Source organism: Hymenobacter ruricola (assembly GCF_015694525.1).
Classification (GTDB): domain Bacteria; phylum Bacteroidota; class Bacteroidia; order Cytophagales; family Hymenobacteraceae; genus Hymenobacter; species Hymenobacter ruricola.
This window is the reverse complement of the sequence record NZ_JADQDM010000004.1, coordinates 191,624-212,856: the sequence shown is the minus strand read 5'-3', so window position 1 is coordinate 212,856 and position 21,233 is coordinate 191,624. Positions and strand designations below refer to the sequence as shown.

At 62.9% G+C, this 21,233-nt stretch carries 19 protein-coding genes; 12 read left to right on the top strand and 7 right to left on the bottom strand.

Features of this window, described 5'->3' with window-relative positions; translation table 11 throughout:
• Nucleotides 1-54 precede the first annotated feature (54 nt).
• The 4 genes from nadC (at nucleotide 55) to I2H31_RS10810 (ending at nucleotide 3,026) form a co-directional block, all read left to right on the top strand.
• Nucleotides 55-921, top strand: coding sequence for a carboxylating nicotinate-nucleotide diphosphorylase (gene nadC / locus I2H31_RS10825; RefSeq protein ID WP_196293047.1), 867 nt, complete (start codon nucleotides 55-57; stop codon nucleotides 919-921).
• Nucleotides 922-1,028: 107 nt separating this feature from the next.
• Complete coding sequence (locus I2H31_RS10820; protein WP_196293046.1) at nucleotides 1,029-1,661, top strand: hypothetical protein; 633 nt, start codon at nucleotides 1,029-1,031, stop codon at nucleotides 1,659-1,661.
• 77 nt (nucleotides 1,662-1,738) lie between these two features.
• Nucleotides 1,739-2,104: a hypothetical protein gene (locus tag I2H31_RS10815; protein WP_196293045.1), complete on the top strand. Its 366-nt coding sequence runs from the start codon at nucleotides 1,739-1,741 to the stop codon at nucleotides 2,102-2,104.
• A 172-nt stretch (nucleotides 2,105-2,276) separates the two neighbouring features.
• On the top strand, nucleotides 2,277-3,026 hold the full coding sequence (locus I2H31_RS10810; protein WP_196293044.1) for a ZIP family metal transporter: 750 nt from the start codon (nucleotides 2,277-2,279) through the stop codon (nucleotides 3,024-3,026).
• Nucleotides 3,027-3,293: 267 nt separating this feature from the next.
• On the opposite strand, the gene I2H31_RS10805 is transcribed toward I2H31_RS10810, so the two are convergent.
• The 4 genes from I2H31_RS10805 to I2H31_RS10790 all read right to left on the bottom strand — a co-directional run bounded on the left by I2H31_RS10805 (nucleotide 3,294) and on the right by I2H31_RS10790 (nucleotide 7,868).
• Nucleotides 3,294-4,001: a S41 family peptidase gene (locus tag I2H31_RS10805; RefSeq protein ID WP_196293043.1), complete on the bottom strand. Its 708-nt coding sequence runs from the start codon at nucleotides 3,999-4,001 to the stop codon at nucleotides 3,294-3,296.
• A gap of 427 nt (nucleotides 4,002-4,428) precedes the next feature.
• The gene (locus I2H31_RS10800) at nucleotides 4,429-6,174 is read right to left on the bottom strand and encodes a sensor histidine kinase (protein ID WP_196293042.1); all 1,746 of its coding nucleotides are present in this window, start codon (nucleotides 6,172-6,174) and stop codon (nucleotides 4,429-4,431) included.
• Between the two features lie 420 nt (nucleotides 6,175-6,594).
• Nucleotides 6,595-6,918: a hypothetical protein gene (locus tag I2H31_RS10795; RefSeq protein WP_196293041.1), complete on the bottom strand. Its 324-nt coding sequence runs from the start codon at nucleotides 6,916-6,918 to the stop codon at nucleotides 6,595-6,597.
• 20 nt (nucleotides 6,919-6,938) lie between these two features.
• Entirely contained in the window at nucleotides 6,939-7,868 is a 930-nt protein-coding gene (locus tag I2H31_RS10790) for a DnaJ C-terminal domain-containing protein (RefSeq protein WP_196293040.1), read from the bottom strand.
• Between the two features lie 400 nt (nucleotides 7,869-8,268).
• On the opposite strand from I2H31_RS10790, the gene I2H31_RS10785 reads away from it, so the two are divergent.
• The 5 genes from I2H31_RS10785 to I2H31_RS10765 all read left to right on the top strand — a co-directional run bounded on the left by I2H31_RS10785 (nucleotide 8,269) and on the right by I2H31_RS10765 (nucleotide 13,643).
• Entirely contained in the window at nucleotides 8,269-8,781 is a 513-nt protein-coding gene (locus I2H31_RS10785) for a DUF6799 domain-containing protein (RefSeq protein WP_196293039.1), read from the top strand.
• Between the two features lie 163 nt (nucleotides 8,782-8,944).
• Entirely contained in the window at nucleotides 8,945-9,985 is a 1,041-nt protein-coding gene (locus tag I2H31_RS10780; protein ID WP_196293038.1) for an aldo/keto reductase, read from the top strand.
• A 102-nt stretch (nucleotides 9,986-10,087) separates the two neighbouring features.
• On the top strand, nucleotides 10,088-11,083 hold the full coding sequence (locus tag I2H31_RS10775) for an aldo/keto reductase (protein WP_196293037.1): 996 nt from the start codon (nucleotides 10,088-10,090) through the stop codon (nucleotides 11,081-11,083).
• A gap of 202 nt (nucleotides 11,084-11,285) precedes the next feature.
• Nucleotides 11,286-12,206, top strand: a complete 921-nt coding sequence (locus tag I2H31_RS10770) for a helix-turn-helix domain-containing protein (protein ID WP_196293036.1) — start codon at nucleotides 11,286-11,288, stop codon at nucleotides 12,204-12,206.
• Between the two features lie 69 nt (nucleotides 12,207-12,275).
• Nucleotides 12,276-13,643: a lysophospholipid acyltransferase family protein gene (locus I2H31_RS10765; RefSeq protein ID WP_196293035.1), complete on the top strand. Its 1,368-nt coding sequence runs from the start codon at nucleotides 12,276-12,278 to the stop codon at nucleotides 13,641-13,643.
• A gap of 186 nt (nucleotides 13,644-13,829) precedes the next feature.
• Here I2H31_RS10765 and I2H31_RS10760 read toward each other — a convergent pair whose 3' ends face one another.
• The 3 genes from I2H31_RS10760 to I2H31_RS10750 all read right to left on the bottom strand — a co-directional run bounded on the left by I2H31_RS10760 (nucleotide 13,830) and on the right by I2H31_RS10750 (nucleotide 18,397).
• Complete coding sequence (locus I2H31_RS10760) at nucleotides 13,830-15,587, bottom strand: hypothetical protein (protein ID WP_196293034.1); 1,758 nt, start codon at nucleotides 15,585-15,587, stop codon at nucleotides 13,830-13,832.
• 340 nt (nucleotides 15,588-15,927) lie between these two features.
• The gene (chrA, locus tag I2H31_RS10755; RefSeq protein WP_196293033.1) at nucleotides 15,928-17,217 is read right to left on the bottom strand and encodes a chromate efflux transporter; all 1,290 of its coding nucleotides are present in this window, start codon (nucleotides 17,215-17,217) and stop codon (nucleotides 15,928-15,930) included.
• Nucleotides 17,218-17,422: 205 nt separating this feature from the next.
• Nucleotides 17,423-18,397, bottom strand: a complete 975-nt coding sequence (locus I2H31_RS10750; RefSeq protein WP_196293032.1) for an isopenicillin N synthase family dioxygenase — start codon at nucleotides 18,395-18,397, stop codon at nucleotides 17,423-17,425.
• 156 nt (nucleotides 18,398-18,553) lie between these two features.
• On the opposite strand from I2H31_RS10750, the gene I2H31_RS10745 reads away from it, so the two are divergent.
• The 3 genes from I2H31_RS10745 (at nucleotide 18,554) to I2H31_RS10735 (ending at nucleotide 21,206) form a co-directional block, all read left to right on the top strand.
• Entirely contained in the window at nucleotides 18,554-19,399 is an 846-nt protein-coding gene (locus tag I2H31_RS10745; protein ID WP_196293031.1) for a hypothetical protein, read from the top strand.
• Nucleotides 19,400-19,588: 189 nt separating this feature from the next.
• Entirely contained in the window at nucleotides 19,589-20,905 is a 1,317-nt protein-coding gene (locus tag I2H31_RS10740; RefSeq protein WP_196293030.1) for an AAA family ATPase, read from the top strand.
• Nucleotides 20,906-20,939: 34 nt separating this feature from the next.
• A complete protein-coding gene (locus tag I2H31_RS10735) occupies nucleotides 20,940-21,206 on the top strand; it encodes a hypothetical protein (RefSeq protein ID WP_196293029.1) in 267 nt (88 codons plus the stop codon).
• The last annotated feature ends 27 nt before the right edge of the window (nucleotides 21,207-21,233 follow it).

Here is a 21,233-nt window from a genome sequence, read left to right as displayed (position 1 = left end):
TCTTGCATCCTGCCCCGGTTTCATTGGCAAAGGCAAGGGCCGTACCTTTGCGCCGTGCAAACCTTTTCCGCTCCCTACCTCACGCCCGAGGCCCTGTCCACTTTCATCCGCACGGCCCTGGCCGAGGACGTGGGCGACGGCGACCATTCCGCGCTGGCGTCCATTCCGGCCGAGGCCCGCAACCGCGCCCACCTGCTGGTGAAAGGTGAAGGCCTGCTGGCCGGCATGCAGCTGGCCCCGATGATTTTCGCGGCCGTCGACCCGGCCCTGGCAATAACCCCGCTGCTGGCCGACGGCGCCCGCGTGAAGCACGGCGACATTGCCTTCAGGGTGGAAGGCCCGGCGCGCAGCATCCTCACCGCCGAGCGGCTGGTGCTCAACTGCATGCAGCGCATGAGCGGCATTGCCACCTACACGGCCCACCTCAACAACCTGATTGCCGGGACGCGCGCCAAGCTCCTCGACACCCGCAAAACCACGCCCAACTTCCGCCTCTGTGAGAAGTGGGCCGTGCTCATCGGCGGCGGCGTGAACCACCGCTACGGGCTGTTCGACATGATTATTCTGAAGGACAACCACGTGGACTACGCCGGCGGCATTGCCCAGGCCATTGCCGCCACGCACGCCTACCTTGCAACAACCGGCCGGCAACTGCCCATCGAAATCGAAACCCGCTCCTTGGACGAAGTGCAGCAGGCGCTAGACGCCGGCGGCATCACGCGCATTATGCTGGACAACATGCGGCCCGAGCTGCTGCGCGAGGCCGTGGCCCTGGTGGCCGGCCGTTATCCCACCGAGGCCAGCGGCGGCATCACGGAGCAAACCATTGCCGAAGTGGCCCAAACCGGCGTCGACTACATCTCCGTGGGGGCCCTCACCCACTCGGTTAAAAGCCTGGACTTGAGTCTTAAAGCGTATTAATGTGTTGATTATTGATTTGCTGATGTGCTGCGTGTGCGCCAGTGAATCAACCGAAAGTTTCATTCCTTGTCAGCACATCAGCAAATTAACAATCACCCCATCAATCAGTGAACCAACCCAACCAACGGGGCGGAGGCGGCGGCTTCCGCCAGGCCCAGCAGGCTTCGCCGCTGGCCATTCGCACCAAAAAATCGCAGCTTACCACCGACACCTACACCAAAATGGTGATGGGCGAAGTGTGGAAAAAAGACTGGCCGTACGCCCTGATTCCGTTTGTGCTGGGGCTGCTGCCGGCGCTGTTTGTGCACTCGTGGTGGTGGCTGGCCCTGTCGGTGGTGCTCACCATCTTGTTCGTGCTGTTCCGCTCGGCGCAGGTGACGGGCGTGACCCAGATGGAGCAGAGCAAGCCGCTGTTTGAGCGCATGGCGTTTGAGATGGACAACAAGCAGTTGCTGCTGCGCGTGGGCCCCGACAAGGAAGGCAAGGCCATGCAGTTGAACTGGGACATGATAGACCGCGCCCGCCGCGACGCCGACGCCTACCTGCTGTACCTGAAGCCCGGCACCCCGCCCGCAGGCTTGGCCGCCTGGCGCCTGTGGCTGGCCCGCACGTTCGACGTGCCGGTGTTTTTGCACCTGCCGTTCAAAATCTTCAACGCCGATAACGACCGCAAGCTGTTTGAGGCTTTGCTGCGCCGCAAAAACCTGCTGCCCGCCGAAGCCGGCGCCACAACCGTTTAATTCCGGCGGCAGTATTGGGACGAGGCCCGTGCCCCGCCGCTTGCTTTCGACATCATTCCCCCGCTAATTTTACCCCGATGAAACTGACCCCCACCTTGCTGCTGGCCGTGGCCGCCGCTTCTTTGGCCCTCACCTCCTGCAGCAGCGAGCCCTCCGACTGGCGCCCCGACGACAAAGTATCCGTCGACATGGTTGCGCCGGGCACCCGCACTTCCGACAACTTCGACCAGAACACGGCCTACGCCCCCAACCAGGCCAAGGGCGGCGCCATCACCAAGCCCATCAGCTCATCGGCTGACCTGGACGTGCGCCCCATGCCGGCGGTCGAGTCGACCATTTCGGCCAATGCCGAGGAAGGCATGCGCAAGCGCGGCAAGATGAACGACGCCGGCAAATCGAGCCAGGCTGACACCGCCGAAAACGGGCACGAGATTCAGCGCTAAGCCGCTGCCGTTGCATCGTTTTTAACTGCATAGTTGGGTGGCAGCCCGGCCCGCCGACCGACGGCCGGGCTGCTGCTGTTTTTGAATGGAAAACGAGGAATGAGGAACGAAGAATTGGCGGGTGCCGGTTTTTCGTTCCTCATTCCTTATTTTTCATTTGTTATTGATTATCATGGGGTTTGCTATCTTTTTGCTGCTACTGACGGTGCTGGGCGCGGGCGCGGCGGCGGCCTGGGTGCCGGTGGCGCAGGGCAGCCGCTGGCTGAAGCCGTTGCTGGCCTTCAGCGGGGCCTACCTGTTCACGCTCACGGTCACACACATTTTGCCGGAGGCCCTGCAGCTGCTGCCCGAGCAGCCCACGCGGGTGGGCTACTGGGTGCTGGCGGGCTTTTTTGGGCAGTTGTTGCTCGAAGTGCTGTCGCAGGGCGTGGAACACGGGCACGTGCACCACGAGCCGGCGCACGGCGCGCACGCGGGCGTGAGCCGGGTGCCGTTTCTGCTGCTGGCGGCGCTGGTGGTGCATTCCTTTCTGGAAGGCAGCATTTTGGTGCATACGCCGGAAGTGGGCCAGATAAGTCAAAATTTCTACGCCATTGTGGTAGGCGTGGCCTTGCACCACGTGCCGGCAGCGTTTGCGCTGGCCACGCTGCTGCGGCTGCGGCTGGGCAGCTTCCGGCGGGTGTGGCCGGGGCTGCTGGTGTTTGCGCTGGCTTCGCCCGTGGGCATCGTGTTCAGCAACTACGTGGTGCTGAGCAAGCTGCTGAGCAGCGGGCTGTACGCATCTTTGCTGGGGCTGGTGGCCGGCAATTTCCTGCACGTGTCCACCACCATTCTTTTCGAAACCAGCCCGGAACACCGGCTCAACTGGCCCAAGCTGGGCGCTACGCTGGCCGGGCTGCTGCTGGCGCTGGCCGTGGCGTAGCAGACGCTCCGCAGGTAGTAGAACTCCTATTTTGACACAATAAGTGGGCTGTGTAAGAAGGCTTTGGGAGGCCGCCTTTCCGGCGCCGGCCTCCCCGTCCCCGTTGAACAACCGATAAACGGCGAGTCCCTCTTCGTCATTTCACGTAAAAGCAGGGCGTTTTCCGCTCGTTTACTTTCGGGCGTTTATCGCCTATAAGAGCTGTTTTTAAGAATTTTAGCTAGCAGCAAGTCCGTAAAGACGCCACCGTTGCGATGGCCGGGGCACTTATTTCTTCGCTTGGTATTCTTCTCGAATCCAGCGAATGGCGCGCGGTACTACTTCGGCTGGCCTGAGCGGCTCGTCGGGGGCTATGGAGCGGCCATACCGTACCAGGCGGCGGTCGGCGAACACGGCGGTTGACAGCAAGAGAACGGACCCATCGGACAAATAAAAGCGGCTTCTGCTGGTAGATACCCCGCACGTGCCCGCCCCAAAGCTTCGGGTGTGCTGTCGGGCTTTGAAGGCGACCGCAACGGCCTCGCCCGAACTGGCCGTTAGGGTATCGGTCAGCACGGCCACTACCGGGTTGGCGGACTTGAGGGTATAATAATTGGCGGCTTCGGCCTGGATTTCGCCGTCCAGCAAGGCCTTGCCCTTTTCATACCGCCACGCGGTTTTGGTCTTATTCGAGTCAAAGAGATAGCCGAGCGTGTCTTCTCCCAACACCGGCCCTACCCCCACAAGCATCGGCCACATATTCCCGCCCATATTTCCTCTTAAATCCACGAGCCAGCCTTTTAATGCTGGCTTATCCCGCGCCTTGATTTGGGCTTGCACACTGGTTATGTACGCGTCCAGCTTTTCCGGACTGCCGACAACCCAGGGAATTCGGATGTAGCCGATGTCCCCGGGAACCGGCTCGTCGGGGTATAGCGGGGGCTGCGTGGCAGTGGGCAGTTTGGACTCCTTCACCAGACGGGCGGGCGCAAACATGCTGTGTTTATCGCCCAGGGCAACGACAGCCGATGCAACCGCTGGATAGGCCTGCTCAATGGTGCTGGCGCCACTTGCTTCCGCCAGCAGATGCTACTTGAAAGCTACCCAGTTGATGGCCGCGCGATTAACGAAATTGGCTTGCATAACACCGACTACCTCCTCCAAATATTTCCGCACCGCCGGGGAAGGGGGCCTACGTTCTGCACCACAAGTGGCAAACACGAAGAATAAAAGGCAGAGCTTGACCCTCATGTCTGCGCGGCTAAAACAAAGCCCAATATGCAAAGCTCGTCCCAGAAAAATACTGCATTCTACCAGCGGGACGACGGTGGCCGAAACCAACCATTTTTCTCGGAGGCGTCGGATAAAACTTGTTAGGTAAAACCTCTATTCCGGAAAAGACCGTTTGCGTGAACTTGTGCCTTTAGCGCGGTAGCGCTGCTCCAGGCAGCACAACGGTGAATGTTGTGCCCACATTGGGCGTGCTCGCGACGGTCAATGTTCCTCCGCGCTGTTGGATTAGCGTGCGAATCAGGTGCAGCCCCAGGCCCGCGCCTTCTCCCTCCCCGGTCAGCCGCGTGAAGGGCTGGAAAAGCCGCTCGTGGTCGCGGGGCAGGTCGATGCCCCGGCCGTTGTCGGCTACCGTGAGCACCACCGCCTGCCCGTCTCGGCGGGTTTGGATGCGCACTACCGGCGGGCGGTGGGGGGAGCGGTACTTAAGGGCGTTGTGCACCAGATTCTTCAGAATACTGGCCGCGTAGGCCGGCGGGTAGTGCACCCGCGGGGCCGCGGCAAAGTCCGTGACCACCGTGCCGTGCTGCTGCCGCAGGTATTCCGCCAGTTCCGCGTGCACCCCGGCGTAGAGGTCGGCCCAGGCCGCCACTTCCGCTTCGGCCACCGGGGCCTCGTACTGCGCCCGCAGCACCTGCAACAGCCCTTGCACGGTGTCTGAGAGGCGCCCTGCTTCGTGTCTTACCAAGGCCACCAAGTGCTCGCGGGCGGGGCCAGGCTCCTCGTCGGCGTAAGCGTCCGCCAGGCCCCGCAGGTTCGTGACGGGTCCCCGCAGGTCGTGGGCCACGATGTGGACGAAAGAGTCGAGCGAGGCATTCATCTCGCGCAGGGCTTGGGTGAGGCGCCGGTCCTCGGCCGCGGCCTGGGCGCGCGCCAACGCCCGGCCCGCGTAGTCGGCCACCAAGCTCAGAAAAGACCGGTAGGCTTCGTTGAGCGGGAGGCGGGCGCTCAGGCCCACCACCAGCACGGCGGATTCCGGGCTGCCTTCGCCCAGGGACACGGGCAAGAGCAACGCCTGTTGCGGCGGCACGGGCCAGTCGCCGGCCGGCAGGGCTCCCAACCGCTCGGCAATGGACGGCACCAGCAGGGGCTCGGCCTGGCGCAGGGCGTCGGCCACGGGCCACGCCTGGTGAAGGGGCGACGCCGCGGCGAGGGCTGCCGGGGCGGCGGGCTCGCCCGCTGGCACGCCAAACCAGGCCCGCAGGTGGGCGTGTTCGGCGCGGAGCTCATGGGTGTAGAGCAACGCAAAGGGAATGTCGTGCGGGTTGGTGGCCAGCGCGCCAATGAGGTGCTGGGCGGTTTCGGCCGGCGACGTCGCCAGCGCCGTTTGAGCGGTGAGGTGGCTGAGCAAAGCCAGGCGCCGCTGCTGCAGCACGGAAGCCGTGGTTTCCAGGGCCGTCACGAAGATGCCAGCCACGGCTCCCTTCTCGTCGTACAGCGGGCTGTGAGAGAATGTAAAGTACGTTTCTTCCACGAAGCCTTGCCGGTTGGGCAGCACCAGCCCGTTCTCAAAGTAGGTGGTTTGCCCGGCCAGCACGGGCTCGAAAATGGTGAGCAAAAACGGCCACATTTCCGCCCACCACGGCGCGGCGGGCTGGCCCAGGGCACCGGGGTGTTTGGTGTGCAGAATGGTGGCGTAGCCGTCGTTGTAGAAATGCACCAGCTCCGGGCCCCAGTGCACCATCATTGGGATGCGCGAGCCCAGCATGACGGCCACGGCTGTGCGCAGGCTCTGGGGCCAGCCGTGCACCGGCCCCAGCTGCGTGGCCGACCAGTCCAGCTGCCGGATGCGCGCGCCCATTTCGCCCCCGTTGGGAAATAGCCGGCAGAGGAATTCTGCTTCCGACAGGGACGCTTCGGGAACATCAAAAGCAGGCATGAAGCTGTAAATAGGGGCCAGGAGGGATTCGGACAACCTAAAGTAAGGCTATTGTGGGATACTGGCGCGTCGACGGGGAAGTTTGGCCCCAGTTAGCGCAGCGGTTGCCAAGCCCACCAGCGGCAGGCTTCCTCTCTAAACGACGGCCAGAAACCCACTACCGGGCGGCCTGCCCGAGGCTGGAACAGTGAGTGAACACAGGGGATTCTTCAAGCAGCAAAGCTTTTTGAAGTCATTATTAGAGCACTTTTCTCGCCACAGCACACCCGCACTGATTCCGGAAGTCGCTTAGCAACAATTGTGGCGTTGTCAGGAATTCTTCGCCTGCTATTTTACCGGCATTACGCTAATGGTGGGCTCAACGGAAATTTAGGCAGCCGAAACAAATATTTCGCAGCCGTTTTCCGTGCTGTCAGGTGCTCACAACTCTTCCACTGCGCCGTTGCCGCGCAGGAAGTCTTCCAATTGCCGGGCGCGGGCCGTTTCGTGGGCCAGCAGGGCCTGCAGGCGCACCAGCCGCTGGCGCATGGCCAATATCACGTCCAGCGCCTCCGGGGCCAGGCCTAGCTCGTGGTAGAGGCGGGCCAGGCGGGGCAGGTCGTCGGGCTCGTCCACGATGACGGTTTCGGGCGCGGGGGCCGCGCGCAGCAAGCCAGCCTGCAGAAACTCGTGCAGCTCGGCGGGCGCCAGGCCGTAGCGGACGCGGCACTCCTGAAAAGTGAGGGTGATGAGGTGCGTTTCCATAGCATCGAAACGGTGGTGGGTTAGGCTTCGGGCCGCAGGGCGGCGAGTTGCTTGATGAGGTCTTTTTCCTGGTCGGTGAGGCGTTCGGGCAGCGTCAGGTTGAGGCGCAGGTAGAGGTCGCCGAACTGGCCCTCCTTGCGGTACACGGGGAAGCCTTTGCCGCGCAGGCGCAGGCGGGTGCCGTTTTGGGTTTCGGGCTTTAGCTTGATTTTGACGGGGCCGCTGAGGGTTTCCACGGTTTGCTCGCCGCCGAGCAGCGCTTTGTACACGCTCACGGGCACGTCCTGGGTGAGGTCATCGCCGGTGCGGGCGTAGCGGGCATCGGGCCGGATGCGGAAGGTGATGAGCAGCGAGCCATTGGGGCCGCCGTTGCGGCCGGGGCCGCCCTGGTCGCGCAGCCGGATGGTTTGGCCATCGGCCACGCCGGGCTGGATGGTGAGGCGCAGGTTTTTGCCGTTCACCGTGATGGTGCGCGGGCCGCCGTGGTAGGCTTCTTCCAGGCTCAGCTCCAGCTCGGCCTGGTAGTCTTGGCCGGCGCCGGGGCGGGTGCTGCGGCCACCTCCGCCGCCCATGCCGCCAAACAGGGAGCCAAAGAAAGCGGAAAAATCCTCGCCCTCGCCAAAGGGGCTGCCCTGGCCGCCGAAGCCGCCGCCCCCGCCTTGGGTGTACTGGCTCCAGTCGAAGCCGCCGGGCTGGCCGGCCCCGCCACCGGGCTGCTGCTGGTAGCGCTGCCAGTCGGCCCCGAACTGGTCGTACTTCTTCCGCTTCTCGGGGTCGCTGAGGACTTCGTTGGCCTCGTTGACTTCCTTGAATTTCTGCTCGGCCGTTTTGTCGTTGGGGTTGACGTCGGGGTGATGCTGGCGGGCCAGCTTGCGGTAGGCTTTCTTGATTTGCTCGGGCGTGGCCGTTTTATCGAGGCCCAGCGTCTTGTAATAGTCTTTGTAATCCATTGCCAAAGGGGGTTGGGGGTGGCCAAATGCGGGGGCGGCTGGCAAGTTATCGGCTCCGGCGCATTGTGCGCTTCGTGAGGGTAGCAGCGTCGCGGGCGTTAGCCGAAAAGCAGCCGCTCATCATCGGCACGGCCGGCGAAACAGCGGTGAAAATAACCACGAGCCAGCACGTGCCGAAAGGCCGAACACCGCCGCCATTCACAAAGAGGCACCAAAATTGAATAACTCGTTTTTGAACGGAGAATTTCGCCCAAAAGTTGGTTTTTTGTCTTCAGCGAAACCCTTTGCCTTTTTGCACTCGTACATTAAGGCTAGATGAAGATGAATGCCAAAAAAGGTATAACTTGCATCCTATTAGACATTCAACTCGCGTTTATTTTATTCTAATTTTAATTTTTCCATGAAATTCCCACAACTCATCTGCGGCCTTTTGGTCCTGCTGCTTCTGAACGGCGTCGCGGCGCAGGCCCAAACCAAACTGCCGCCCCGCCGGCCGGGCGGCGCGGTGCCCGCCCGGGCCAAACTGGCCGCCAACGGCGAGGGCATCAAAGACGGCCTGACCATGCAGAAGGGCCGCATCATCCTGACCGAATTTGGTGTGACCAACCCCCTCACGGCCGACAAACAGCTGCTGAACGGCACCACCATCAGCACCACGGGCCTGGTGACGGCCAAAGACGGCACCACCACCCAAATCAACGAAGGCGACCACGTGTCGCTGAGCGGCCGCGTGACCTCGCGCCGGGCCATGATTGAGGCCGACAGCATCGCCAAAATCACGTCGTTTGACGCCCTGCACCCCGGCAAGCGCAAGAAGATGGAAGAAGAGCGCGCCAAGAAAGAAAAGGCCAAGCTCAAGCGCGAAGAAGAAAAAATCAAAGCAAAAGAGAAGGCCGCCAAGCGGAAAAAATAAGGCCCCGCTTTTCATGCCCGGCCGCGCGCCGCTTTGCCTTCGGGCAGAGCGGCGCGTTTGTTTTGGAGCCACCACGGCGTTTTGTGTTGCAGAAGCGCGGGTTTGTATAACCGCGGCAGTAGCAGGCGGTTGGAGCTTTGCACCAACTTACCGCTCCTCGCTCATGCCCCTTACTGATTTTCGTACCCTGGGCCGCTCCGGCCTGGTGGTGAGCCCGCTCGCTTTGGGCACCATGACCTTTGGCACCCCGCGTTGGGGCTCGGCCGAGGATGTTTCCCAGCACGTTTTCGACGCTTACGTAGCGGCCGGCGGCAATTTTATCGACACGGCCGACGTGTACGCCGGGGGCCGCAGCGAAGAAATGGTGGGCCGCTTCGTGGCCGAGCGCCGCTTGCGCGACCAGCTGGTGCTGGCCACCAAATTTGCTTTCAACCCCCAGCCCGGCAACCCCAACGCGGGCGGCAACGGCCGCAAAAACATTTACCGCGCCCTGGAGGGCTCCCTGCGCCGCCTCCAAACCGACTACGTGGACCTGTACTGGCTGCACGCCTGGGACACGGTGACGCCCGCCGAGGAAGTGCTGCAAACCCTGGGCGACCTGGTGCGGGCAGGCACCATTCGCTACTTTGGCTTTTCGAACGTGCCGGCCTGGTACGCCACCCAGGCGGCCACGCTGGCCGCCGCGCACGGCGTGCCGGGGCCCATTGCGCTGCAACAGGAATATTCGCTGGTGGCGCGCGGCATTGAGACCGAACACGTGCCCGCCGCCCTGCATCTGGGCCTGGGCATCACGCCGTGGAGTCCGCTGGCCGCGGGATTTTTGGCCGGCAAGTACGAGCGCGCCGGGGCCGGCGCCAGCGGCGAAGGCCGGCTCAGCGGCCCCAACCCGTTCGGCAACCTGAAATTCACGGACCACAACTGGCGCGTGCTGGAAGCCCTGCGGCCGGTGGCGGCGCAGCTGGAGCGGCCGCTGGCGCAGGTGGCGCTGGCGTGGGCGACGGCGCAGCCGGGCATCAGCTCGCTCATCATCGGCGCCAGCCGCACGGAGCAGTTGCGCGACAACCTGGCTTCGCTGGAAGTGCGCCTGAGCGCGGAGCATTTGCAGACGTTGGACGATGCCAGCATCGTGGACCCCGTGGGCGGGCGCCTGTGGCCGGTGATAAAGCGCGCCGTATTTGGCGGCGCGGAGGTGCGGGGCTGGTAGGCGCCGCGATTTGTGTTGCAGAAGTAGGGGTTTGTATAACGCGCCGGGCAGGCCGGGGCCGGACCTTTGCCTTACTCAATCACCTCTTTTAAAACACTTACGATGAGCACCATTAAAACAGTAGCCCTGGGCAGCCAGGGCCTGCACGTACCCGTGGAAGGACTGGGCTGCATGGGCATGACGGCCGGCGTGAACGGCATGAGCGTGTACGGCGAGGCCGACGAAGCCGAGAGCGTGGCCACCATTCACCGGGCCCTGGAACTGGGCGTGAACCTGCTGGATACGGCCGACCTCTACGGCCCCGCCCTGAATGAGCGGCTGGTGGGCCGGGCCATTGCCGGCCGCCGCGCCGAGGTAATATTGGCCACTAAGTTCGGCTTTGAAGTCGACGATAACGAAACCTGGACCGGCGGCTACAACGGCCGGCCCGAGTACGTGCGCAAGTCCATCGAACGCTCGTTGCGCAACCTGGGCACCGACTACGTGGACCTCTACTACCTGCACCGCGTGGACCCCGCCACGCCCATCGAAGAAACCGTGGGCGCCATGAGCCGGCTGGTGGAAGAAGGCAAAGTGCGCTTCCTGGGTTTGAGCGAAGTGTCGGCCGACGTGCTGCGTCGGGGGCACGCCGTGCACCCCATCACGGCGCTGCAAACCGAGTACTCGCTCTTTGACCGGGGCGTGGAGGAAAACGGCGTGCTGCAAGCCACGCGCGAGATGGGCATCGGCTTCGTGGGCTATTCGCCGCTGGGCCGGGGCTTTTTGTCGGGCGACATCAAGACGCCGGACGACTTCGAGCCCAACGACTCGCGCCGCTTTTTCCCGCGCTACCAGGGCGAGAATTTCTACAAAAACCTGGCTTTGGTGGAGAAGCTGCAAGCCATGGCCCAGGCCAAAGGCGTGACGGCCGCGCAGCTAGCGCTGGCCTGGGTGCTGGCGCAGGGCGTGGTGGCCATTCCGGGCACCAAGCGCCGCAAGTACCTGGAGGCCAACGTGGCCGCTGCTACCATGGCACTGAGTGCAGCCGAGCTGGCAGAGCTGGAGACTATTATGCCGGTGGGCAGCCAGGCCGGTGCCGCGTATCCGGAAGGGTTTTAAGGAACCAAGCACAGCCAGCCCGCCATTGCGCCGCCGGCCTATTAGAACGTCATGCTGAGCTTGTCGAAGCATCTCGCGTGCAGTGGTAATTCATTTACTCTTGCACGCGAGATGCTTCGACAAGCTCAGCATGACGTTCTAATAGGCTTTGCTAGCTTTTCAAACCATTTTCTTCTGAGCGGCTTACCTTCAATCAATTCCCATGAAACCAGCCAGCAAAGAGTTTCGGGTGCTGCACACCGTCACGGACTACACCCGCTTTTGCGGGAAGCCGGCCCCGGCACACCCCCTGCTCACCATCATCGACCTGAGCGAGGCGCGCGGGCAGGCGCCTCCCAAGGGCCTTACGCCGGTGGTGCCGCAGCTCTACAGCATCTGGCTGAAAAAGGGCTTGAAGGGCACCATCTACTACGGCCGGCAGTCCTACGATTTCGGCGAGGGCGTGCTGGGGTTTCAGGCGCCGGGCCAAGTGTTTGCCATTGATGAAACGCTGGATTTGTCGGAAATCAGCGGCTGGATGCTGGTGTTTCATCCCGACTTGCTGGCGAAGTACCCACTGGCCAAAAAGATATTGAGCTACAGCTTTTTCTCCTACGACGTGCACGAGGCGCTGCACCTCTCGGCCAAAGAAGAAGCGGTGCTTGATGGCCTGTTGCGCAACATGAAACTGGAGTACGAGCAGCCCATCGACGCCTTCAGTCAGGACGTACTCATCTCGCAGCTCGAAGTGCTGCTGAGCTACGCCAACCGCTTCTACCACCGCCAGTTCCTCACCCGGCGCACGCCCGAGCACGACCTGCTCAGCCGCTTCGAGGCCTTGGTCACGGAGTATTTTGCGCCCGACGGCGAGCAGCCGCTGCCCACCGTGCAGCATTTTGCAGACGCTCTGCACGTGTCGCCGGCCTACCTCAGCGACATGCTCCGCAGCCTCACCGGCCAGAATACCCAGCAGCACCTGCACCACGCCCTCATTGAGAAGGCTAAACGCCTGCTGCTGACCACTTCGTTCACCATCAACGAGACGGCGTTTCAGCTAGGGTTTGAGTACCCGCAGTACTTCACGCGGCTGTTTAAAAGCAAGACGGGCCTGACGCCGGCGGCCTTCCGGTTTTCGGCGCAGTAGCGCATTAGCCGGGGCAAGGCGCATTAGGAAGCCGCTGCCTACCTTCGCCGGCCTAACTGCTTTCGGCCCATGCTCTTTTATACTGTGATGAAGCCGTTGGTGCAGGTAGCGCTGCGGGTGTTTTTCCGGCGCATGGAAGTCCGGCACCGCGAACGGCTCAACCTGCCCGGCCCGCTGCTCTTCGCCGCCAACCACCCCAACACGCTCATGGACCCGCTGCTCACGGCCATCCACACGCGGCAGCCGGTGGCGTTTCTGGCCAAAAGCACGTTTTTCAAGAACCCTATCAGCCGGGCCATCATGGAGTCGGGCAACTCCATCCCCATCTACCGGCGTCAGGACGCCGAAAGCGGCGCCGCCCCCGCCACGCCCGAGCAGCTGGCCGCCCAGAACGAGGCCAGCTTCGGCCGCTGCTACGACTACCTTGACAAGGGCGGCACCATCATGATTTTTCCCGAGGGCACCAGCATCACCGAGCGCCGCCTGCGCCCCCTCAAAACCGGCGCCGCCCGCATTGCGCTGGGCGCCGAGGCTCGCCACGGTTTCCAGCTGGGCCTGATGGTGATACCCATTGCCAACAACTATTTCGACCCCGCCCGCTTCCGCTCCGACGTGCTGCTGAACGTGGCCCCGCCCATCATCGTGGCCGACTACGCCGCCGCCTACGCCCAGGACCCCGAAGCAGCGGCCGACCAGCTCACCGACGCCATTCGCGAGGCGCTGGAGAAGCGCCTGGTCATCACGCGCGACGCGGCCGAGGACGAATTTGTGCAGCAGGTGGAGCGCACCTTCGGCGACCACCTCAACCCCGACGACAACCCCGACACGCTCTACGACAACTTTCAGCTCAGCCAGACGCTGCTGCAGGCGCTGGCCTGGTTCGAGCAGCACGCGCCCACGCGGCTGGTATCCATGCGCATCCAGTTCCAAACTTACCTGAGCGAGCTGCAGCGCCACGGCCTCACCGACGAGGCCGTGGAAGGCCAAAGCCGCGGCACCGTGGCCGGCCTGCTGAACCTGGTGCTGGGCGCGCCGGTGTGGCTGTACGGGCTCATCAACAATTACCTGCCCTACATTTTGCCGTCGATGGTGGCCAAACGCGCCACCGACGACATTTCCTTTGTGGCGCCCATCATGTTGGTGGTGGGCATGTTCACGTTTCCGCTGGCCTACGCCCTGCAAGCCGCCGCCGTGCAACACTGGCTCACCCACGACTGGCGCCTCACGGCCCTCTACGTGCTCAGCCTGCCCCTCACCGGCTTCTACGCCCTGAGCTACTGGAACAAGCTGGCCCCGCGGCTGGAGCGGCTGCGCGCCCTGCGCCTGTTCCGCAGCATGCCCGCCGTGGGCCAGGACCTGCTGAACCGCCGGGCCGACCTGCTGCGGCAGCTGGAAGAGGCCCGGGCGGAGTATCTGGCCCGGCGGGTGGAGGCGTAAACCATTCTGTCATTGCGAGCGCAGCGCGGCAATCCGTCCTGTCAAGACCAGACACGTCCTTTTATCAGAAAGCCCCGACACTGCAAAGTGCCGGGGCTTTTTCAGAACTTTGTCACGTCTTTGTGCTGGTCGCTGAGAACAGGACGGATTGCCGCGCTGCGCTCGCAATGACAGGCAACACCTCCCCTACTCTAGCGGCATCTGGCCGAACCACATGGTTTTGCCGCTACGGTTTTCGCCGAAGTACACGATGCTGTTTTTGCCGCCCATGGGCAGTTGCGGCATCGAGTTGTTGAGGAAATACTGCTCGTTGCCGAACTTGGTGAAGTTGCTGAGCTTGGCCGAAGCCAGGTCGATTTTGGCCACGGCCGGGTAGTAAAGCACTTTGGCCGTGCCCGATTCCATGCCGCCCATTTCGCGCACGCCCGTGATTTCGCCTATCATCCAGTACACGCTGCGGCCATCTTGCCCCAGGTAGGTGTGCTGCTCGTTGGGGTTTTGCTCGCTGAATTTGTTGTTTTCCTGGCGGCGCACGCCGTATTGGGCGCGCAGCTGGCCCTGCGGGTCGAAGTGGAACATCATCACGTCGCGGTAGTCTTTCAGGTTTTCGGTGCTGCTCATGGTGGTGCCGCCTTTGCCGGCCAGGCTCATCAGCCCCCCGGCCAGCCCGCCGCCGCTCGACGCCGTTTTCTGGGCGCCCAGCCCCAGGCCCTTGCGCTCGAACTTGAAGGCCTGGCCCTGAATCAGCAGGTCGCCGTTGGGCAGGATGCTGCCGCCCGTCACCTTAAAGCGCTTGCCGGTGTACTCGGGCGTGCGCTTCTGGGTGGGCGGGGTTTGCAGCTTCTTCTCGAAATCATCAATCGGCGTGCTGGTGAGGTAGCGCACCGCGCCGCCTTTTATCTGGGCCAGCTGGAAGTTTTTGGCTTTGAAATTTTCTTCTTCCGGCTCGCGGGTGCCGCCGTTGGCCGCCTGCGAAGGGATGTATTTGGCGAAGTACTCGTCGGCCTTGTCGTTGGCCGGGCCAAAGAGGGAGAGCGTGCCGTCGGCGCTTTGGGCCATGCCGTTCACCACCCAGGCGCCGTTGGGCGAGGCCAGGGCCACCCGCTCGCGCTCCTTGGTGTCGGCCCCCACGCGCACGAAGGCGTAGCTGGTGGGCGCGTCGCTCACTTTCTTGCCACCCACCGGCGAGGGCGCAAACACGAAGCCGAGGTCGTATTCCGGGTCGGCGCTGTCGTCGGCGTCTTCGTCGCGGTCGCCCTGCGGGTCCAGCTTTTTGGCTTCCACCACGCTCATTGGTTTGTCAAAAGTCAGCGGCGAGTCGCTCACCAGCTCCAGGTCTTTGTTGAATTTAAGGACGTGGAACTCCTTGTACATCTTCAGGGGGTCCATGCCCTTGCCCAGCTTGTCCTTCACCGAGGTGAGGACCACCACGGTGCCGGTCTGGTCGTAGTCGGCGTGGGTGAGGTACTGGTAGTAGGCGCCGTTGTCGCCGCGGGGCTTCACTTTTTCCAGGATTTCGACCTTCTTGTTGTAGCCGCCCCACACCCAATCCCACTTGTAGTGCACCTGCTTGCGGCGCAGCACCAGCGTGCCCATCATGTTGGGCTCCACGGTCACGCCCAGCACGTCGTAGAGGTCGCCCTTGTAGCGCTTCACCTTTTCCACGGGCTCCTCGCTCTCGTCCATGCCCTTGAAGTTGAATTGCTTATCAAAGTGATAGGTTTCAAACTTCACCTTGCGGTTGTTGGCCTTGGTGCAAAAGGTCAGGTCCACTTTGTTGGCCGACTCGTCTACTTTCACGTCGTCGAGAAAGCCGCGCTTGGCTTTGCCCGATACGTCGTGGGTTTTCTCAATGACCAGTTTCTGGGCCAGCAGCGGGGCCGGGAGCAGCGCGGCCGCCACGGCAGCAGCCGGCAGCCAGCGCCCAAAGGCGAGGGTATTCATGGGGTCGAACAGAAAAACGGTGAAGGACACGGCCAACGCATTGGCCTTCACAAAGGACCCGCTCTCAACTGTCCCGGTCAATCCGTGCTGGCGGGCATATTTCCGTCCGTGCTGGCACGGAGTCGCTTGCTGCAGAAAGTCAGAATTTGTCTGTCATTGCGAGCGCAGCGAAGCAATCTGTCCTGTTAAGACCAGACACGTCCTTTCACCAAAAAGCCCCCGGCAATGCACAATGCCGGGGGCTTTGTAATAAGTGCTTCACAACTTAGGGCTGGTCGCTGAGAACAGGACGGATTGCTTCGCTGCGCTCGCAATGACAGGTTGATTCTGCCTCCCCCTCCTATCCCAGCACCGCTCCCGCCAGCAGCGCCACGGCGATAATGGCCACGCTCGGCACCTTTTCCCAGAGCAGCAGCAGAAACGTGGTGCCCACCAGCAGCGGGTTCAGCGGCAGCGAATCAATGGGCCCGAGGTGAAAAGGCAAATCCAGCAGCCGGTACGGCAGTGGGTGGTACAATAGAAACGTGGCCGCGCACACCAGCCCGGCGCTCACGGCATTGATGCCTTCCAGCGAGGCCTGCACCACGCGGTACTGCCGCAGCCGGTCCCAGAAGCGAATGACGAAAAAGATGAGGAAAGTGCCCGGCAGAAAGATGCCCGCCACGCCCACCAGCGCGCCCAGCAACTGCATGTGAGTGCCGCCCGCCGGCCGCATGGCCAGCGCCCCGATGTAGGCCGCAATGGAAAAATTAGGCCCCGGCATGGCCTGCACCAGCCCCAGGCCCGACAGAAATTCCGGTGCCGTGAGGTAGTGCTTAAACTCCACGAACTCAGCATAAAGCAGCGGGGCCAGCACCTGCCCGCCCCCGAATACCAGGGAGCCGTTGCGGTAAAAGTTCTCAAACAGCCGCACCGGCAGCAGGCGCGTGTAGTGCCCCAGCAGGGCCGCCCCCACCAGAATGCCAAACCATAGAAAAAAGTTGGCCCATTCCACCCTGAGGGGCTTTTTCTCCTGAATGATGGCGTGCTTGCGGTAGCGCACCGTGGTGACGGCGCCGCCGGCCAGCAGCAGCAGCGGCAGCATCCAGGGCAGCTGGAAAAAGTAGGCCAGCATGGCGGCGGCCACCATCAGCCCCACGGCGGTTTTGGTGTGGATGACTTTCTCCGAGATTTTATAAGCCGAGAAGGCCACGAAGCCCACGGCTACCGGCTGCACAAACTGCACCAGCGCCGCCACCCGGGCGGGGTCGAGGTGACTGAGGGTGAGGCCGGCCACGGTCATGAGGGCCACGGCGGGCGCCATCCAGACCAGCAAAGTGAGGTAGGCCAGGTTGGGCCCGCCCAGCCGGAAGCCGATGACGGTAATGGTTTGGGTGGAGGTGGGACCCGGCAGCAGCGCGCACAGCGCCTGCAATTCCAGCAGCTCGGCCGCGCTGATGTAGCGGCGCTTCTCCACCAGCAGCCGGAAAAACATGGCCAGGTGTGCCTGCGGCCCGCCAAAAGCGGTGAGCGCCAGCACGGCCACGTCTTTAAGGAAAATGATGCCCCGTACCCGGCGCGTGCGCTTGCCAGAGCGCCGGGGCGGCGGCGCAAGCGAAACGGTAGACGCGGGAGTTGCTTGGGTTTGCACAGTGGGCAGTTTCCTATATATACCGAAGATAGGGCAAACAGCTCGGTACACGCATCTTGGCGCGTTTTTTTAACAGCTTTTCAATGGCAGCAGCCAACGGCCTGCCCAGCCTGGGCTTGCCCGCTTTGCTGGCGGCCGCTGCTAGGCCGTAAAAAAGCGGCCCGCCTGGAATAAGGCGGGCCGCTTCTGGGAGGCAAAACCGAAATTACTTCTTTTTCAGGCCCAGCTCAATCAGGCGCTCGTTCAGGAATTCGCCGGCCGTGATGTCGGCCTCCTTCTTGGGGTTGTCGGGCGTGATGCAGTGCTCCAGCGCGGCCAGGCTCATTTCCGAGCGCGGGTGCATGAAGAACGGAATGCTGTAGCGCGAGGTGTTCATTTTCTCGCGGGCCGGGTTCACCACGCGGTGGATGGTGCTTTTCAGCACGCCGTTGGTGAGGCGCTGGAGCATGTCGCCCACGTTCACCACAATCTGGTCGGGCAGGGCCGTGATGGGAATCCACTTGCCGTCGCGGCGCTTCACCTGCAGGCCGTCGGCGCTGGCGCCCATCAGCAAGGTAATCAGGTTGATGTCGCCGTGTTCGGCGGCGCGCACGGCGTCGGCGGGCACCGCGTCGGGGTCTTCGATGGGGAAGTAGTGAATGGGGCGCAGGATGCTGTTGCCGTGCTTCACCTTGTCGTCGAAGTAGTTTTCGGGCAAGTGCAGGTACAGCGCAATGGCGCGCAGCACGTCCTGGCCGGCGCTTTCCAGCGTGCGGTAGGCGCGGAAGGTGCTTTCTTTAAAGGAGGGCACCTCGCTGGGCCAGATGTTTTCGGGGTACTCGTTTTTGATGGGGTCTTCGGTTTCCACTTCCTGGCCCACGTGGTAGAATTCCTTGAGGTCGCCGGTGTTGCGGCCCTTGGCGTGCTCCTTGCCCTTGCTGATGTAGCCGCGCTGGCCGGCTAGCTCCGGGTTTTCGTAGCGCTGCTTGGCGTCGTCGGGCAGCTGGAAAAACGCCTGCACGTCGGCGTACAATTGTTTGGTTTGCTCGTCGTTGAGGCCGTGGTTTTTGAGGGCCACGAAACCGATGTTTTGGTAGGCCTCGCCGAGCTGTTGCACGAAGCGGGCCTTGCGCTCGGGGTCGCCCGAACGGAAGTCGGCGAGGTCGAGCGAGGGAATTTGGTCGAGAAGTTGGTCTTGCATGGGAAAATTAGGTTTACTTTGGGGCTTGTAAGCCCCACGGTGGGCAACGCCGCAAGTTAATCAAAACCTTCCACCGGGGACGGTTCGTAAGCGGCACGCTCTATACGAACTCTTTGAGAAAATTACTACCAAACATTTTTGCGTTTTTTACCCCCTATGAAAACTCCCTACTGGCTGCTGAGCAGCACCCTAACCCTGGCCGTACTCGCAAGCTGCGAAACCAGCAAGCCGGCGACCGACGTGAGCGCCTCGGCCGGTAGCGGCACCGCGGCCGCGGCCCGCCCCGGCGGCAGCGGCGAAAGCATGGAGTCCAACGGCATCCGCCTGACGCCCTTCAACGACTCGCCCCGGTTCCCGGAAGCGCAAATGCAGCTGCGCGCCCCCATCGCCAACTCCACGGTGCCCAGCGGCGAAGTGCCCTTCAACTACCAAATCACCAACTTCCAGCTCACCAAAATGAGCGGCGGCCCGCACATGGCCGAAATGGCGAATTCGATGAAGGGCCAGCACATCCACAACATCGTGGACAACGAGCCCTACACCGCCCACTACGAAACCACCTTCAGCAAAGCCATCCCCGACGGCCAGCACGTGGTGCTCTCGTTCCTGTCGCGCTCCTACCACGAAAGCCTCAAGCACCGCGGCGCCTACGACCTGCGCATCATCAACGTGGGCAACGGCGCGGCGCCCGCCACGCCCATCATCAACGTGAACGGGCCCAACCTGTTCTACAGCCGCCCGAAAGACACCTACTCCGGCGCCGATGCCAAGCGCATCATGCTGGACTTTTACCTCGTGAACACCACGCTGGAGCCCGGCGGCAACCGCGTGCGCGCCACCATCAACGGCACTGAGTTCATGATTGACCGCTGGCAGCCCTACATGATGGAAGGCCTGCCCGCCGGCGAAAACACCGTGAAGCTGGAGCTCGTTGACAGCAGCGGCACGCTCATCCCCGGCCCGTACAATTCGGTGACGCGCAAGTTCACGGTGGCCCCGTAGTACTGCGTAGCCGGTCCCGCAGGTCTGTTAAAACGTTTTTAGAACGTCATGCAGAGCGGAGCGAAGCATCTCTACCGCAGCAGTAATCTGATTACTCTTGCGGTAGAGATGCTTCGCTCCGCTCTGCATGACGTTCTTTATTAAAGGCCGTTCCCCGCCGTTTGTTGTTCCGGTCCTACATTGCCCACCATGCCCGCCGCTTCGCCCGAATCTGCTGCCGCCCACGCGCCCTCGCTGCTCACCCGCGAGCAGGTGCTGCGCGCCCTGCGCCAGGTGGCGCGCGAGGGCCGGCCCCTGCCGCCCGGCACCGTGTACGAGCTGGTGTACCGGGGCCGGCGCTACCCGCCCCGCGCCGTGGCCGAACTGGCCTATCGCCTGGCCACCGGCAATCCCGCCGCCCAATGGCCCCGCGCCGCCGGCGCCCCCACCAACGCCTTGCTGGAAAGCCTGGACTTCACCATCAGCACGAAGCGGCCGGTGCTCACGTCCGGCTCCGGCCCCGACGGCGAGGAAACGGCCCGGCAGCAAGCCGAAGATTTGTACACCGGCCTGCCCAAGGATGGGCCGGAAACTTTTCTTTCTCACGCGGCCCCTTCCACGCTCGCCGCCGAGCCGGCCGCGCCTTACGCACCGCCCGCCTACACCCGCGCCGATGCGTTGGCCGAGCTATTCATGGATGAAGCCGCGCTGGATGCGGCTGTAGCGGGCCTTATGCGCCGGCGTAACCTGCTGCTGCAAGGCCCGCCCGGCACCGGCAAAACGTTTCTGGCGCGGCGGCTGGCCTGGCTGCTGCTCGGCGCGCAGGACGAGCGCCGCCTGGAATTGGTGCAGTTTCATCCCAGCTACGGCTACGAGGATTTCATGCTGGGCTTCCGGCCCGATGCCGACGGCCGCTTTCACCTCGTGCCCGGCGTGCTGCCCCTGCTCTGCCAGCGCGCCGCCGCCGACCCCGGGCGGGCGTATTTTTTGCTCATTGACGAGGTGAACCGCGGCAACGTGCCGCGCATTTTCGGCGAGCTGCTGCTGTTGCTCGAAGCCGATAAGCGCGGCCCGGCCCACGCCCTGCGGCTGCCCTACGCGCCGCCCGACCTGCCGCGCTTCTTCGTGCCCGATAACCTCTACGTCATCGGCACGCTAAATCTGGCTGACCGTTCGCTCAGCCCGCTGGATTATGCCCTGCGTCGGCGCTTTGCCTTTGTGCAGTTGGAGCCGCAGTTTGGTGCGCCGTTGCAAGGCTACCTGGCTGCCAAAGGCGTGCCCGTGCCCCTCATCGAGCGTTTGTGCACCCGCATGCTGGCGTTGAACCAAACCATTGCCGACGACCCCGAGCTGGGGCCCGACTTTGAAATTGGCCACAGCTATTTTTGCCAGCCGCCGACGCAGCCGGAGCAAGCCGAGGCTTGGCTCCGGCTGGTGCTGGAGCAGGAAATAGGCCCGCTGCTGGCCGACTATTGGCGCGAGCAGCCGGCCACGGCCGCCGCTCAGTTGCGCAAGTTGTTGGCGTAAAAAAACATACGCTCGATTAAGAAGCAGCACTTCCATGCACAACTTTCGCCAAGGATGCATTTTGCTGCTTAATCTGGCGGTTGGTGCATGGCTGGTAGAGGTCGGCCTGCTCGACGAAAGCAGTGACGCAGTCGGACTTTTTACCTTGGTCACCCTATGCTTACTCGGCGTTTACGATGGGTATGCCTGGGTCTTATATCAGTGGTTCAAGCCTCAAAAACCGGGTTCATACGCTACTGAAACGCAATTCGTGCTGTTTCTCGTTTTGCCCTTTGTTCTGCTCTGGGGGCTGACGTCTTAAAAAAGACGTGTGCACAAATGGCTCGTT